14 protein-coding genes are annotated in these 14350 nt (G+C 65.9%); 10 read left to right on the top strand and 4 right to left on the bottom strand.

Going from position 1 to position 14350, the window contains the following annotated elements:
- The first annotated feature begins 32 nt into the window (after window positions 1-32).
- The 3 genes from ppsA (at window position 33) to GQ57_RS27485 (ending at window position 4086) form a co-directional block, all read left to right on the top strand.
- Window positions 33-2432, top strand: coding sequence for a phosphoenolpyruvate synthase (gene ppsA / locus GQ57_RS27495; protein ID WP_031399355.1), 2400 nt, complete (start codon window positions 33-35; stop codon window positions 2430-2432).
- A gap of 250 nt (window positions 2433-2682) precedes the next feature.
- Window positions 2683-3117, top strand: a complete 435-nt coding sequence (locus GQ57_RS27490) for an NfeD family protein (protein ID WP_031399354.1) — start codon at window positions 2683-2685, stop codon at window positions 3115-3117.
- Window positions 3118-3150: 33 nt separating this feature from the next.
- On the top strand, window positions 3151-4086 hold the full coding sequence (locus GQ57_RS27485) for an SPFH domain-containing protein (RefSeq protein WP_031399353.1): 936 nt from the start codon (window positions 3151-3153) through the stop codon (window positions 4084-4086).
- Window positions 4087-4322: 236 nt separating this feature from the next.
- Here GQ57_RS27485 and smpB read toward each other — a convergent pair whose 3' ends face one another.
- Window positions 4323-4769, bottom strand: coding sequence for an SsrA-binding protein SmpB (gene smpB, locus GQ57_RS27480; RefSeq protein WP_006478511.1), 447 nt, complete (start codon window positions 4767-4769; stop codon window positions 4323-4325).
- A gap of 98 nt (window positions 4770-4867) precedes the next feature.
- Between smpB and GQ57_RS27475 the strand changes: the two genes are divergently transcribed.
- Together GQ57_RS27475 and GQ57_RS27470 are read left to right on the top strand one after the other, a co-directional pair.
- On the top strand, window positions 4868-5305 hold the full coding sequence (locus GQ57_RS27475) for a type II toxin-antitoxin system RatA family toxin (protein ID WP_031399352.1): 438 nt from the start codon (window positions 4868-4870) through the stop codon (window positions 5303-5305).
- Between the two features lie 4 nt (window positions 5306-5309).
- Entirely contained in the window at window positions 5310-5633 is a 324-nt protein-coding gene (locus GQ57_RS27470) for an RnfH family protein (RefSeq protein WP_031399351.1), read from the top strand.
- Between the two features lie 42 nt (window positions 5634-5675).
- On the opposite strand, the gene GQ57_RS27465 is transcribed toward GQ57_RS27470, so the two are convergent.
- The 3 genes from GQ57_RS27465 to GQ57_RS27455 form a co-directional block, all read right to left on the bottom strand.
- Window positions 5676-6656, bottom strand: coding sequence for a DMT family transporter (locus tag GQ57_RS27465; RefSeq protein WP_034199549.1), 981 nt, complete (start codon window positions 6654-6656; stop codon window positions 5676-5678).
- A 130-nt stretch (window positions 6657-6786) separates the two neighbouring features.
- Complete coding sequence (locus tag GQ57_RS27460; protein WP_052001502.1) at window positions 6787-7500, bottom strand: Vgb family protein; 714 nt, start codon at window positions 7498-7500, stop codon at window positions 6787-6789.
- 34 nt (window positions 7501-7534) lie between these two features.
- A complete protein-coding gene (locus tag GQ57_RS27455; protein WP_031399348.1) occupies window positions 7535-8755 on the bottom strand; it encodes a hypothetical protein in 1221 nt (406 codons plus the stop codon).
- Window positions 8756-8868: 113 nt separating this feature from the next.
- Here GQ57_RS27455 and GQ57_RS42125 point away from each other — a divergent pair, with 113 nt between their 5' ends.
- The 5 genes from GQ57_RS42125 (at window position 8869) to GQ57_RS27435 (ending at window position 14257) form a co-directional block, all read left to right on the top strand.
- Entirely contained in the window at window positions 8869-9252 is a 384-nt protein-coding gene (locus GQ57_RS42125) for a hypothetical protein (protein WP_152603364.1), read from the top strand.
- Window positions 9253-9303: 51 nt separating this feature from the next.
- The gene (gene guaB / locus GQ57_RS27450) at window positions 9304-10764 is read left to right on the top strand and encodes an IMP dehydrogenase (RefSeq protein WP_031399347.1); all 1461 of its coding nucleotides are present in this window, start codon (window positions 9304-9306) and stop codon (window positions 10762-10764) included.
- 5 nt (window positions 10765-10769) lie between these two features.
- A complete protein-coding gene (locus GQ57_RS27445) occupies window positions 10770-11369 on the top strand; it encodes a hypothetical protein (RefSeq protein ID WP_031399346.1) in 600 nt (199 codons plus the stop codon).
- Window positions 11370-11485: 116 nt separating this feature from the next.
- Window positions 11486-13105, top strand: a complete 1620-nt coding sequence (gene guaA, locus GQ57_RS27440; RefSeq protein ID WP_031399345.1) for a glutamine-hydrolyzing GMP synthase — start codon at window positions 11486-11488, stop codon at window positions 13103-13105.
- 219 nt (window positions 13106-13324) lie between these two features.
- Window positions 13325-14257 carry a tyrosine-type recombinase/integrase gene (locus GQ57_RS27435; RefSeq protein ID WP_081896783.1) on the top strand — a complete coding sequence of 311 codons (933 nt, stop codon included), beginning with the start codon at window positions 13325-13327 and terminating at the stop codon, window positions 14255-14257.
- Window positions 14258-14350 lie beyond the last annotated feature (93 nt).

Below are 14350 nucleotides of genomic sequence, written 5' to 3'. Positions count from 1 at the left end.
ATCGAGCATTTTTTTCACACTTAGGGGCTTGTATGACTAACGCAGCAAACGTCGCAAAGGACCAGGCGTATGTAATTCCGTTCGAGCAGTTGCGGATGACCGATGTGGAGATCGTGGGCGGCAAGAATGCGTCGCTCGGCGAGATGATCAGCCAGCTTTCCGAGGCAGGCGTTCGCGTACCCACCGGTTTCGCCACGACCGCGCTCGCGTTCCGCGATTTCCTCAAGCACAACGACCTGACCGATCGTATCGCCAAGCGTCTCGAGTCGCTCGACATCGACGACGTGAAGGCGCTCGCGGAAGCCGGTGCCGAAATCCGCAAGTGGATCGTCGACGCGCCGATGCAGGCCCGCCTCGAGCAGGAAATCCGCGCGCAGTTCGAAGTCCTGAAGAACGGTTCGCCGAGCGAGCTGTCGTTCGCCGTGCGTTCGTCCGCGACCGCGGAAGACCTGCCCGACGCATCGTTCGCCGGCCAGCAGGAGTCGTACCTGAACGTCGTCGGCATCGAGGACGTGCTCGACCGCATGAAGCACGTGTTCGCGTCGCTGTATAACGACCGCGCGATCTCGTATCGCGTGCACAAGGGCTTCACGCACGCCGAGGTCGCGCTGTCGGCCGGCGTGCAGCGCATGGTCCGCTCGGACGTCGGCGCAGCCGGCGTGATGTTCACGATCGACACCGAATCGGGCTTCAAGGACGCCGTGTTCATCACGTCGAGCTACGGCTTGGGTGAAACGGTCGTGCAGGGCGCGGTGAACCCGGACGAGTTCTATGTGTTCAAGACGACGCTCGCTCAGGACAAATACCCGATCATCCGCCGCTCGATCGGCTCGAAGCTGATCAAGATGGAGTTCACGCAGCCGGGCGAGCCGGGCCGCGTGAAGACGGTCGACGTATCGCACGAACAGCGCAACCGCTACTCGATCACCGACGAAGACGTGATCGAGCTGGCGAAGTACGCGGTCATCATCGAGAAGCACTACCAGCGTCCGATGGACATCGAGTGGGGCAAGGACGGCCGCGACGGCAAGATCTTCATCCTGCAGGCGCGCCCGGAAACCGTGAAGAGCCAGGCAACCGGCAAGGCCGAGCAGCGCTTCAAGCTGAAGGGCCAGTCGCAGGTGCTGGCGACGGGCCGCGCGATCGGCCAGAAGATCGGTGCGGGCCCCGTGCGCGTGATCCAGGATCCGTCGGAAATGGAACGTGTGCAGCCGGGCGACGTGCTGGTGGCCGACATGACCGACCCGAACTGGGAGCCGGTAATGAAGCGTGCGGCCGCGATCGTCACGAACCGTGGCGGACGAACCTGCCACGCGGCGATCATCGCGCGTGAGCTCGGCGTGCCGGCGGTGGTCGGCTGCGGCGATGCGACCGACATCCTGAAGGACGGCGCGCTCGTCACCGTGTCGTGCGCGGAAGGCGACGAAGGCAAGATCTACGACGGCCTGCTCGAGACGGAAGTCACGGAAGTGCAGCGCGGCGAACTGCCGGAAATCCCGGTCAAGATCATGATGAACGTCGGCAACCCGCAGCTCGCGTTCGACTTCTCGCAACTGCCGAACGGCGGCGTGGGTCTCGCGCGTCTCGAGTTCATCATCAACAACAACATCGGCGTTCACCCGAAGGCGATCCTCGAGTACCCGAACATCGACCAGGACCTGAAGAAGGCCGTCGAGAGCGTCGCGCGCGGCCATGCGTCGCCGCGTCAGTTCTACGTCGACAAGCTGACGGAAGGTGTCGCGACGATCGCGGCGGCGTTCTATCCGAAGCCCGTGATCGTGCGTCTGTCCGACTTCAAGTCGAACGAGTACAAGAAGCTGATCGGCGGTTCGCGTTACGAGCCGGACGAGGAAAACCCGATGCTGGGCTTCCGCGGCGCGTCGCGCTACATCGCCGAAGACTTCGCGCAGGCATTCGAGATGGAGTGCCGTGCACTGAAGCGCGTGCGCGACGAAATGGGCCTGACCAACGTCGAGATCATGGTGCCGTTCGTGCGGACCGTGAAGCAGGCGGAACGTGTCGTCGGCCTGCTCGAGAAGTTCGGCCTGAAGCGCGGCGAAAACGGCCTGCGCCTCGTGATGATGTGTGAAGTCCCGACCAACGCGATCCTCGCCGAAGATTTCCTGCAGTTCTTCGACGGTTTCTCGATCGGCTCGAACGACCTCACGCAGCTCACGCTCGGCCTCGACCGCGATTCGGGCATGGAACTGCTGGCCGTCGACTTCGACGAGCGCGACCCGGCCGTCAAGTTCCTGCTGAAGCGTGCGATCGACACCTGCCGCAGGATGGGCAAGTACGTCGGCATCTGCGGCCAGGGCCCGTCCGATCACCCGGACTTCGCGCAGTGGCTGACCGACGAAGGCATCGTGTCGATCTCGCTGAACCCCGACACGATCATCGATACGTGGCAGGCGCTCGCGAACCGGAAGTAACGTCCGGTAACGCATCCTCGGCGAAAGGGCGGTGGCACCGCGCTTTCGCTGAAGGCAAAATGCAAGCTTCATGCTATAAACACCCCGGTAGCACCGGGGTGTTTTTGTTTGTCGGTACGCGTCGGGCCGATCCAGGCGGGTCGACCGCCCCCTCGGCGCGACGAACATGTCGATCCGGAGCCGCGCTTCGGCGCGTACTCCGGCCTCATGCGAAGCAGCGAGCGTGAGCGACGTTTTTCTGGAGACCACAATGATGTCGGGGCATCTGTTCTGGTGGGTCGCGGTAGGCGTGCTGGTCGTGGCCGAGTTGCTCACGGGCACGTTCTACCTGCTGATGATCGCGCTCGGCTTTCTCGCGGGCGGCCTGCTGCAGCTGGCCGGATTCGCGCCGCACGTGCAGTTCGGCGCGGCGGCCGCGGTCGCGATCGTCGCGATGATCGTGCTGCGGCGTTCGGGGCTCGGCCGCAAGCAGAAGCGCGACACGTCGACGAATCCCGACGTCAATCTCGATATCGGCTCGACCGTCACGGTCGATGCATGGCGTGACGGCCGCGCCCGCGTGCAGTATCGCGGCGCCGACTGGGACGTCGAGCTCGCGAACGGCGAGCGTACCGATGCGCATGTGTATCAGGTAAGCGCCGTACGCGGCAATTGTCTCGTGGTCGTGGCGAAACCCGCGGGCTGACCGCCTGCCGGTACAACAAGGAGGGAATATTTCATGGATTCGCTGATCATCTGGGTTGTCCTGCTCGTCATCGCGATCGTGATCGTGTCGAAGACGGTGAAGATCGTGCCGCAACAGCACGCGTGGGTGCTCGAACGCTTCGGGCGCTATCACGCGACGCTGTCGCCGGGGCTGAACATCGTGCTGCCGTTCGTCGATCGCATCGCCTACCGGCACGTGCTGAAGGAAATTCCGCTCGACGTGCCGAGCCAGGTCTGTATCACGCGCGACAACACGCAGCTGCAGGTCGACGGCGTGCTGTACTTCCAGGTGACCGATCCGATGAAGGCGTCGTACGGATCGAGCAACTTCGTGCTCGCGATCACGCAGCTCGCGCAAACGACGTTGCGTTCGGTGGTCGGCAAGCTCGAGCTCGACAAGACGTTCGAGGAGCGCGACTTCATCAACCACAACATCGTGTCGGCGCTCGATCAGGCCGCGGCGAACTGGGGCGTGAAGGTCCTGCGCTACGAAATCAAGGATCTCACGCCGCCGAAGGAAATCCTGCACGCGATGCAGGCGCAGATCACCGCCGAGCGTGAAAAGCGCGCGCTGATCGCCGCGTCGGAAGGCCGCAAGCAGGAACAGATCAACCTCGCGTCGGGTGCGCGCGAGGCGGCGATCCAGAAATCCGAAGGCGAGCGGCAGGCCGCGATCAACCAGGCGCAGGGCCAGGCAGCCGCGATTCTGGCGGTGGCCGAGGCGAACGCGCAGGCGATCCAGAAGATCGCGCAGGCGATCCAGTCGCAGGGCGGGATGGATGCGGTGAACCTGAAGGTCGCCGAGCAATATGTCGGCGCGTTCTCGAATCTCGCGAAGCAGGGCAATACGCTGATCGTGCCGTCGAACCTGTCGGATCTCGGCACCGCGATCTCGTCGGCGCTGACGATCGTCAAAAACGCGGGGTCGGCCGCCGGCGGGAAGGCCTGAGCCGCACCCGCCAGGTGCGGCGGGCCTGCGCGGCGCGCGATCGGCCTGCGGCGAATCGTCGCGCGGCCGGGGCGTGGGAGAGGCTCGGGCCATGCCTGTCGCCGGCCGAAGCGGGCGATTGCGTGCCGGCCGCGGCCCCGGTTAAAGCCGGGTGGCCGGCATCCACGCTTTGCCCGTACAACGCAATACGGCCCGCTTCGAGCGGGCCGTGTCGTTTGTGACGCGCGCGGTGCGTGTCAGGTGCCGGCGCGCATGATGCGCGCCTTTTCGCGTTCCCAGTCGCGCTTCTTCTCGGTTTCGCGCTTGTCGTGCAGCTTCTTGCCCTTCGCGAGCGCGATGTCGCATTTCACGCGACCGCCCTTGTAGTGGAAGTTCAGCGGCACGAGCGTGTAACCGCGCTGCTCGACCTTGCCGATCAGCTTCTTGATTTCCTCGCGGTGCAGCAGCAGCTTGCGCGTGCGTACCGGGTCGGGCTTGATGTGCGTCGAGGCTTCGGGCAGCGGGCTGATATGGGTACCGATCAGGAAGATCTCGGCGTTCTTCACGACGACGTAGCCTTCCTTGATCTGGCCGCGCCCGGCGCGCAGCGCCTTGACTTCCCAGCCCTCGAGCACGAGCCCCGCCTCGTAGCGTTCCTCGATGTGATAATCGAAGTGCGCTTTCCTGTTGTCGATGATGCTCATGAAAGGATCGGGCCAACTCGTTTAAAATCACGATTTTAGCAAAGCGGGGCGGGAATCGCCCGGCTTGCGTTCTCACCTAGAGCGATGCCGCGCGATTTATGGCAGATGTCCAGAAAACCGTATTGATCCGTCATTCGGCGGAACAGATGTTCGACCTCGTCACCGATGTGGCCGACTACCCCAATTTCCTGCCCTGGTGCGGCGGCGTCGAGATCCGCCGTCAGGACGAGAGCGGGATGGAAGCGCGCATCGACATCAGCTTCAAGGGCATCAAGCAGCATTTCGCGACGCGCAACTCGCAGCAGCGCCCGGTGCGGATCGACATGGAGTTCGCGGACGGCCCGTTCAAGAAGTTCACGGGTTCGTGGCGCTTCACCGCGCTGCGTGCCGACGCCTGCAAGATCGAATTTTCGCTGCACTACGAATTTTCGAGCATCCTGCTCGAGAAGATCATCGGCCCCGTGTTCAACCACATCGCGAACACGTTCGTCGATTCGTTCGTGAAACGCGCCGACCAGCGCTACGGGAAGGGCTGACGCGATGCTGTCGATCGAAGTCTGCTATGCGCTGCCGGATCGCCAGACGCTGATTCCGCTGTCGCTGCCCGACGGGGCGACCGTTCGCGCGGCGATCGACGCGAGCGGCGTGCTCGCGCTGCACCCGGAAATCGACCTCGCGACCGCAAAGACCGGCGTGTACGGCAAGCTTGCGCCGCTCGACGCGTTGCTCGCCGACCACGACCGTGTCGAGATCTACCGTCCGTTGATCGTCGATCCGAAGCTCGCGCGCCAGCGGCGCGTCGACAAGTCGCGCCGCGACGGCTCCATCGAGGGCCGCAAGTGGATGCACAAGGACGCGCGCTGACGCGCCTTTCACGTCGATTCGTCTGACCAGATGCGGCGACGCTCAGTGCGCCGCGGCGTTCGCGCCGGGCGTCGCGTCCGGCGTATTGCCGCCCGAGGGCATGTCGCCGTGCCGGCGCACCGAGCCGTATACCCCCGCGAGCAGCAGCACGAGCGCGGCGATCTCGAGCGCATGCGGCATCCGCCGGTCGTACGCGAACGCGTAAAGCATCGCGAAAACGGTCTCGAACACGATCAGCTGGCCCGACAGCGTCAGCGGCAGCCGCTTCGACGCGGCATTCCACAGCCCGTTGCCGAGCCATGACGCACCGATCGCGAGCACGAGGTTCAGCAGCCAGAACAGGTGCCAGCGCGCCGCCGGGACGGCCGCCTGCACCGTGCCGGCCGGCAGCGCGAGGATCGCGATCCAGACGAGCCCGCCGATCAGGCCGGTCACGACGCCCCACAGCACCGACCACTCGTTGCCGCCGAAACGATGATGGCGCTGCAGATAGCGGGCGTTCGCGATCGCATACCAGGTCCAGCTTGCGAGCGCGCCCGCCGCGCACCCGATGCCCGCGAGCTTCTCGCCGAGCGTCGTCGCATGCGCGGCCTCGGACGTGAACAGGTCGACGTTGATGCAGACGATGCCCGCGATCACCAGCGCGAGCGGCGCGGCGAGGCGCCGCAGCGGTACGGCACCGTGATCGCCGAGGCCCGCGAGCGTGACCGTGACGGGCAGCACGCCGACGATCAGCGAGCTGGGCGCGATGCCGATCAGGTGCACGGCGCCGGACAGCAGCATGTAGTACGCCACGTTGCCGACGACGGCGAGCTTCACGAGGGCGACGAGATCGTCGCGGGTCAGCCGCGCGAGCAGCGAACGGGCGGCCGGCAGCGCGGCCGCGAGCGACACGAGGCCGTACATCGCGTAGCGGCCGGCGCTCAGCAGCAGCGGCGAGAAGTCGGTCAGCAGCCGCGGAACGAGAAACACCATGCCCCACAGGGCGCCTGCCAGGACTCCATAAACCACACCGCGCTGCATCGACCGCTCCGAACACGTGACTGACGAGCGCACATCCTAGCGACGCCGGCCGGGCGTCGTCTTGTTCATTCCTGCACTCGGGGCGGGGCCTGGGGCGACGAGGCGGCGGTACCGCGAGATGCCTCTGCGGTCACGGCCAGGTACGGCTGCGATCCGCGGCGGGGCGATCGTCCGCCTGACCGGGCGTTGCGTCGGCGCCGTCGCCCGATGCGCGTGCCGGGCGCCGCACGGCGCGCAGCTTGCCGCTGTTGCCGCCGCCGCAGTAGAAACGGTCGCGGCCGTCGGATTCGAGCCCCGATACGCCGACGCCGGGCGGCATGTCGACCTGTTCCAGCACCTGGCCGGTGAGCGGGTCGACATGGCGCAACGTGCTCTGGTCGGCTTCCCAGGTGCCGTGCCACAGCTCGCCGTCGACCCACGTCACGCCGGTGACGAAGCGGTTCGATTCGATCGTGCGCAGCACCGCGCCCGATTGCGGATCCACCTGATGAATCTTGCGTTCGCGGTACTGGCCGACCCACAGCGTGCCTTCGGCCCACGCGAGCCCCGAGTTGCCGCCGCCGCCGGGGGCCGGGATCGTCGCGAGCACGCGGCCCGATTCGGGATCGATCTTCTCGATGCGATCCTCGACGATCTGGAACAGGTGGCGGCCGTCGAACGCGGTGCCCGCGTGCGCGGCGACGTCGAGCGAGCGGACGGTCGTGCCGCGCTCCGGGTCGAGCGCGTTCAGCTTGTCGCCGGACGCGTACCACACGTGCCGCCCGTCGAACGTGACGCCGTGCACGCCGTCGACACCCGGAAACGGGCCATATTCGCGAATGATGTCTGCATGTGAGCGTTTCATGTTCGTCACCTCGTCGTCGATCGGTGACGTCATCCTAATCGTCCGGCAGCGGAGCGGGGAGTAACAAGGTCGTCGCGAATCCGGGCAGCGGCGGCGTCGTCCAGCGGCGCGCTCGGCCGCGGCCGAGCGCCTGCACCTTGCCCGCCCCGGCGAGCGCGTCGAGCGCGCGCTGTGCGGTGCGCTGGCTCGTGCCGAGCGCGAGCGCCAGCGCGGAACTCGACCATGCTTCGCCGTCGGCGAGGAGCGCAAGCATGGCCGCGTGGCGATCGTCGGCCGGCCGTGCGAGGACGACGGTTTCGCGTACGCCGAGCGGTTCGAGCGCAAAGCCGCGCGGCGTCGCGACAATGTTCGCGAGCGGCCGCAACACCGCGCGCAGCCGGCCGATCTCGACGCGCAGGCGCGCACGATGCGAGGCGTCGGCATGTTTCGCGCGGAACGCGGCAGCAACGAGCGCATTGCGCGACACGTCGGCCGGCCATGCCTCGCCGAGCGCGCGGGCGAGCATGAACAGCACGGGCCGACGCGCGAGCGACACGGTCGTGCGGGCATCGCGCACCGTGTGGCGGCATGCATCGACGACGAGCGTGTTCGACGCGAACAGCGTCTCGACTTCGTCGAGCTGCACGAGCCGCGACGTGCCGCGCACGACGAGTTGCGCGGCGGGTGCGTCGAGCACGCGCGCCGCCGTGTCGACCTCGGCCGTCAGCGCGGCGATGCCGGCGTCGCGGGCGGCCGCGCGCGCCCGGGCGAGCGCTTCGCGGGCCGCGCGCGTACGGATGCGGCGCATCGCGATGCCGGCCGCGATCAGTGCGTGGGTGGCGCGTGATGCGGCGGGCAGCGGTGCGGGGTCGAGATTGGCGAGCAACTGCTCGGCCTCGTCGAGGCGGCCGGTCAGCAGCAGCCGGCGTACGCCGAGATAGCGCGCATGTGCTGCGTTCGCGCGATCGCCGTGTGCGTCGAGCGTCGCGCAGGCCGCATCGAGCGCGTGTGCCGGCCAGCGAAGGTCGCGCGATGCGAGCGCGATCTCGGCTTCCGCGACGACGCAGCGCGCACGCGCTACCGCTTCCTTCGCGCCGAAGGCGCGCGCCGCGTCGCGTACGAGCGCGCGCGCCCGTTCGAAATCGCCGAGCTGCGCCATCGCGATGCCGCGTAGCGCGAGCGCCGGCGCATCGTCGCGCAACGCGACACGGTTCAGTGCGCCGAGCGCGTCACCGGCCGCGAGCGCGCGCGCGGCCGCCGTGATCAGCGAATCCATCCGAATTCCGCCACTCTTGTCACTCCCTGCGGCCGATGTCCGACCCTAATCTAGCACCACCCGCACGGCCTCGTATGCGGTGCCCGGACATCCTTTGGAAGGAGGTGGCCGGCATGACGATTCGTCTCACTACAGGACGCGCGACGCATGGCTGGTCGCGTGCCGCTCGACGCGAAAAGGGCGCGCGCGGCACGGTGGGTGGGCGACTTCGGCGGCATGGCGCCGGCCGCGCGTTCTCGGCGTTTGCCGGCATGTGGGGCGCGATGACCATGAGGCTGACGCAGCCCACGCGGCGGCCGGCAATACCGGCCGTGCGCCGGTTTGCCCGGCGTCGCGTGGGCTGTCTGCAACAGGCGAGCCTGCCGTATCGCGGCCCGTTGCGCGAATGGTTCGATGCGGCGGTGAAACGAAAGGCGATCGAAACCGAACCGAACGGCAATCCGAACGATTCGGCCCCCGTCGGCCCGAAAACGGCTAAGCCGTTGTTCGTGTTGTGAAAATTCGCAGCGCTTCGCGTATAATTCGCTTTTGCGCCCATAGGATTTGCCATGCGTCTGATCCAAAAAGCACTCACTTTCGATGACGTGCTCCTCGTACCCGCCTTCTCCGACGTTCTCCCGCGCGACACCAGCCTCAAGACCAAGCTGACCCGCAACATCTCCCTGAACATGCCGCTCGTGTCCGCCGCCATGGATACGGTCACCGAAGGTCGCCTCGCGATCGCGATGGCGCAGCAGGGCGGGGTCGGCATCGTCCACAAGAACCTCACGCCGGCCGAGCAGGCTCGCGAGGTCGCGAAGGTCAAGCGCTTCGAATCGGGCGTCGTCCGCGATCCGATCACGGTGCCGCCGCAGATGAAGGTGCGCGACGTGATCGCGCTGTCGCGCCAGCATGGCATTTCGGGCTTCCCGGTCGTCGAGGGCCCGCAGCTCGTCGGCATCGTCACGAACCGCGACCTGCGTTTCGAAACGCGTCTCGACGAGCCGGTCAAGTCGATCATGACGCCGCGCGAGCGCCTCGTCACGGTCAAGGAAGGCACGCCGCTCGCCGAAGCGAAGGCGCTGATGCACAGCCACCGTCTCGAACGCGTGCTGGTCGTCAACGACGCGTTCGAACTGCGCGGCCTGATGACCGTCAAGGACATCACGAAGCAGACCGAGCACCCGGACGCCTGCAAGGACGAACACGGCAAGCTGCGCGCAGGCGCGGCGGTCGGCGTCGGCCCCGACAACGAAGAGCGCGTCGAGCTGCTCGTGCAGGCCGGCGTCGACGTGATCGTCGTCGACACCGCGCACGGCCACAGCAAGGGCGTGCTCGAGCGGGTCCGCTGGGTCAAGCAGAATTTCCCGCACGTCGAGGTGATCGGCGGCAACATCGCGACGGCCTCCGCCGCGAAGGCGCTCGTCGAATACGGCGCGGACGCGGTCAAGGTCGGTATCGGCCCGGGCTCGATCTGCACGACGCGTATCGTCGCGGGTGTCGGCGTGCCGCAGATCAGCGCGATCGCGAACGTCGCGGAAGCGCTGAAGGGCACGGGCGTGCCGTGCATCGCCGACGGCGGCGTGCGCTTCTCGGGCGACGTGTCGAAGGCCCTTGCGGCCGGCGCGAACGCGGTGATGATGGGCAGCATGTTCGCGGGCACCGAAGAGGCGCCGGGCGACGTGTTCCTGTACCAGGGCCGCCAGTACAAGTCGTATCGCGGCATGGGCTCGGTCGGTGCGATGAAGGACGGCGCGGCAGACCGCTACTTCCAGGACAACTCGGCGAACATCGACAAGCTCGTGCCGGAAGGCATCGAAGGCCGCGTCGCGTACAAGGGCTCGGTCAACGCGATCCTGTTCCAACTGGTCGGCGGCGTGCGCGCCAGCATGGGCTACTGCGGCTGCCGCACGATCGACGAGCTGCACGACAAGGCCGAATTCGTCCAGATCACTGCCGCGGGCATGCGCGAGTCGCACGTGCACGACGTGCAGATCACGAAGGAAGCGCCGAACTACCACGTGGACTGATCGCGATGAAACCGCTGCTGCGAGCCGTGCTGATCGTCGACGCTGTGCTGCTGCTGGCGTTCGGCGTGCTGTTCGTGCTGACGCCCTGGCAGTCGCTCTTCAACGCGCTGCAGCTCGCGAACGTCCAGCCGGCGATGCTCGGCCAGGCGTTCGGCATCGCGTTGCTCGGGCTCGCGTGGCTTGCGTTTCATGCAGCGTTCAACGGCGATCTCACGGCGCCCGTCGCGCGGTCGGTCGGCCACGTGTACTGGCTGACCGGCGCGCTGACGATCGTCTGGTCGATCGGCACCGGCAGCGGCCCGGCGCTCGCGGCCGCCGGCAGGGTGCTGTCGGCCGTGGCCGGCGTCGCGCTGATCGTGCTCGGCCTCGGCGGCGTGCGGCTCGCTTCGGCCGTGCGCCGGCGCGAAAAGGCGCAGGCGCTCGAGGCGCGCGCGCCGGCGGCGCGTCCGGCCGAGCCCGCGATGGCGACGGCCGCCTCGTCCGGGGCGCCGCGCGCCGAACCCGTCGTCAGCCGTCCCGCGGCGGCCGCCGCACCGTCGCCGGCCGCATCCGGCTCGTCGTCAGGCACCGTCGCACTCGACGAGCGCCCGCCGATGCAGGATTGACCGGCCATGCGTCGCGCGAGCCGCCTTCCGCCCGACGCCGCTGTCCATGCTATTGACGCAGCGCATGATGCAAATGATGCGCTGCTTTTCTTTTTCTCTTCTTCCCGTCCGCAGCCATGCACGACAAAATCCTGATTCTCGACTTCGGTTCGCAAGTCACCCAACTGATTGCGCGACGTGTGCGCGAAGCGCATGTCTACTGCGAAATCCATCCGAACGATGTGTCCGACGACTTCGTCCGCGAGTTCGCGCCGAAGGCGGTGATCCTGTCGGGCAGCCACGCGAGCACGTACGAAGACCACCAGCTGCGCGCGCCGCAGGCCGTGTGGGATCTCGGCGTGCCGGTGCTCGGCATTTGCTACGGCATGCAGACGATGGCCGTGCAGCTCGGCGGCAAGGTCGAGTGGAGCGACCATCGCGAATTCGGTTACGCGGAAATGCGCGCGCACGGCCATACGCGCCTGCTCGACGGCATCGAGGATTTCACGACGTCCGAAGGCCACGGGATGCTGAAGGTCTGGATGAGCCACGGCGACAAGGTTGCCGAGCTGCCGCCGGGCTTCGTGCTGATGGCGTCGACGCCGAGCTGCCCGATCGCCGGCATGGCCGACGAGGCGCGCGGCTATTACGCGGTGCAGTTCCACCCGGAAGTCACGCACACGGTGAAGGGCCGCCAGATCATCGAACGCTTCGTGCTGCAGATCGCCGGTGCGAAGCCCGACTGGATCATGAGCAACCACATCGAGGAAGCCGTCGCGAAGATCCGCGAGCAGGTTGGTGACGAGGAAGTGATTCTCGGCCTGTCGGGCGGGGTCGACTCGAGTGTCGCGGCCGCGCTGATCCATCGCGCGATCGGCGACCAGCTCACCTGCGTGTTCGTCGACCACGGCCTGCTGCGCCTGAACGAAGGCAAGATGGTGCTCGACATGTTCGAGGGCCGCCTGCACGCGAAGGTCGTGCACGTCGACGCGTCCGACCAGTTCCTCGGCCACCTGGCCGGCGTGACCGATCCGGAAGCGAAGCGCAAGATCATCGGCCGCGAGTTCGTCGAGGTGTTCCAGGCCGAGGCGAAGAAGCTGGCGAAGGCGAAGTGGCTCGCGCAGGGCACGATCTATCCGGACGTGGTCGAATCGGGCGGCACGAAGACCAAGAAGGCGACGACGATCAAGAGCCACCACAACGTCGGCGGCCTGCCGGAAACGCTCGGCCTGAAGCTGCTCGAACCGCTGCGCGACCTGTTCAAGGACGAGGTGCGCGAGCTGGGCGTCGCGCTCGGCCTGCCGCCGGAGATGGTGTACCGCCATCCGTTCCCGGGCCCGGGCCTCGGCGTGCGGATTCTCGGCGAAGTGAAGCGCGAATTCGCGGACCTGCTGCGCCGCGCGGACGCGATCTTCATCGAGGAACTGCGCAACACGACCGCGACCGCGCAGGATGCGGCCGCCGGCCTGTGCGGCGAGGGCGACGTCGGCAAGAGCTGGTACGACCTGACGAGCCAGGCATTCGCGGTGTTCCTGCCGGTGAAGTCGGTGGGCGTGATGGGCGACGGCCGCACGTACGACTACGTGACGTCGCTGCGCGCGGTGCAGACGACCGACTTCATGACCGCGCACTGGGCGCATCTGCCGTACGCGCTGCTGGGCCGCGCGTCGAACCGGATCATCAACGAGGTGCGCGGGATCAACCGGGTCGTGTACGACATCTCGGGGAAGCCGCCGGCGACGATTGAGTGGGAATGATCTAGCATAGCCTCACACTGTTTCATGCAGCATCAAAAATCTCAATAAAACAAAAACTTAGAGAGATTTTCGTAGTCACCCGGTCTTAGCTGATATCACCCAATTTCAGTCGCTTTGCCGGTACAGGTGACGGTACTGTATGAGGCGGTCGGAAAATCCTATGATGATACCGTCAGACGGGTCTGACGGTATCGGCTGGGAACCTGACCGGAGGCTGAATTGCTAACTGATCGTGAGCTGAACTCCCTCAAACCCGGGGACAAGGCGTTTAAAGTGACAGACCGCGATGGCATGTATGCCGTGGTTCTGACGACGGGTACGATTTCTTTTCGATACGACTACCGACTGAACGGAAGGCGTGAAACGCTGGCTATCGGTCGGTACGACGCCGACCTCGCACGCCAGCAAACGCGAGAGCATGAGGCGCTCGAATACGGTATCTCGATGTCGCTGCGAGAAGCGCGTCAATTGCTTGACCGCGCGAGGCGCGATGTGGAACGAGGCATATCGCCATCGCGAGCTAAGGTCGAGAAACGTGTTTCGGCAGCCGGTGCGGCCAATTTCGCTGGGTGGGCGGAGACCTACTTTAAGCATAAAGGCGACCCCAAGAGTGGGGCGGAGCAATTAGCCGAAAGTACCTTGGCATTGCGCCGTGCCACCTATCGGCGTGTTATTGAGCCGGAACTGGGAAAGCTGAAGCTGGAGGAGGTGACTCCACAGCGTCTTAAGCGCTTGTGCGACGAAACCAAAGAAAAGCGTGGTCCGGCTGTTGCCGTTCATGTTCGCGATATCGTGCTTGCGGTATTCAACCATGCGCGAGGTAGCGGGCTGACCGTAGATAATCCAGCCGAGGCAATTCGCGCTAGTACCATTGCTACGTTTGAGCCACGTGAGCGTGCTCTATCACCGGTTGAAATCCGTACGTTTCTGACTGCGTTGGACCGTGTGGCGACGATGCCAACTCTGCGTTTGGCTCTACGGCTTATTTTGCTGACGGGGGTACGGAAGAGCGAGTTCATTGACGCAACGTGGAGTGAAATCGACTTCGACACTGAGCGTTGGACGATCCCCGGTATTCGAATGAAAGCAGGCAAGGATCACGTTGTGCCACTGAGTGACCAGGGACAGGATATTTTGACGACGTTGACCTGAGACGTTTCTTGTAGCCATTCGGCAAGTGAGTTCTCTTTTATCCTAGAGGCAAGGAGAACTCGATGAAGAAGCGATTTACCGACGAGCAAGTCA

This window comes from Burkholderia sp. MSh2 (assembly GCF_000731655.1).
Lineage (GTDB): Bacteria > Pseudomonadota > Gammaproteobacteria > Burkholderiales > Burkholderiaceae > Burkholderia > Burkholderia paludis.
This window is presented reverse-complemented; position numbering and strand designations above follow the sequence as displayed.

Bases quoted from the DNA above. Each gene is read 5' to 3' on its own strand.
- ppsA (WP_031399355.1), top strand. From the start codon at position 33: ATGACTAACGCAGCAAACGTCGCAAAGGACCAGGCGTATGTAATTCCG.
- GQ57_RS27490 (WP_031399354.1), top strand. From the start codon at position 2,683: ATGATGTCGGGGCATCTGTTCTGGTGGGTCGCGGTAGGCGTGCTGGTC.
- GQ57_RS27485 (WP_031399353.1), top strand. From the start codon at position 3,151: ATGGATTCGCTGATCATCTGGGTTGTCCTGCTCGTCATCGCGATCGTG.
- smpB (WP_006478511.1), bottom strand. From the start codon at position 4,769: ATGAGCATCATCGACAACAGGAAAGCGCACTTCGATTATCACATCGAG.
- GQ57_RS27475 (WP_031399352.1), top strand. From the start codon at position 4,868: ATGGCAGATGTCCAGAAAACCGTATTGATCCGTCATTCGGCGGAACAG.
- GQ57_RS27470 (WP_031399351.1), top strand. From the start codon at position 5,310: ATGCTGTCGATCGAAGTCTGCTATGCGCTGCCGGATCGCCAGACGCTG.
- GQ57_RS27465 (WP_034199549.1), bottom strand. From the start codon at position 6,656: ATGCAGCGCGGTGTGGTTTATGGAGTCCTGGCAGGCGCCCTGTGGGGC.
- GQ57_RS27460 (WP_052001502.1), bottom strand. From the start codon at position 7,500: ATGAAACGCTCACATGCAGACATCATTCGCGAATATGGCCCGTTTCCG.
- GQ57_RS27455 (WP_031399348.1), bottom strand. From the start codon at position 8,755: ATGGATTCGCTGATCACGGCGGCCGCGCGCGCGCTCGCGGCCGGTGAC.
- GQ57_RS42125 (WP_152603364.1), top strand. From the start codon at position 8,869: ATGACGATTCGTCTCACTACAGGACGCGCGACGCATGGCTGGTCGCGT.
- guaB (WP_031399347.1), top strand. From the start codon at position 9,304: ATGCGTCTGATCCAAAAAGCACTCACTTTCGATGACGTGCTCCTCGTA.
- GQ57_RS27445 (WP_031399346.1), top strand. From the start codon at position 10,770: ATGAAACCGCTGCTGCGAGCCGTGCTGATCGTCGACGCTGTGCTGCTG.
- guaA (WP_031399345.1), top strand. From the start codon at position 11,486: ATGCACGACAAAATCCTGATTCTCGACTTCGGTTCGCAAGTCACCCAA.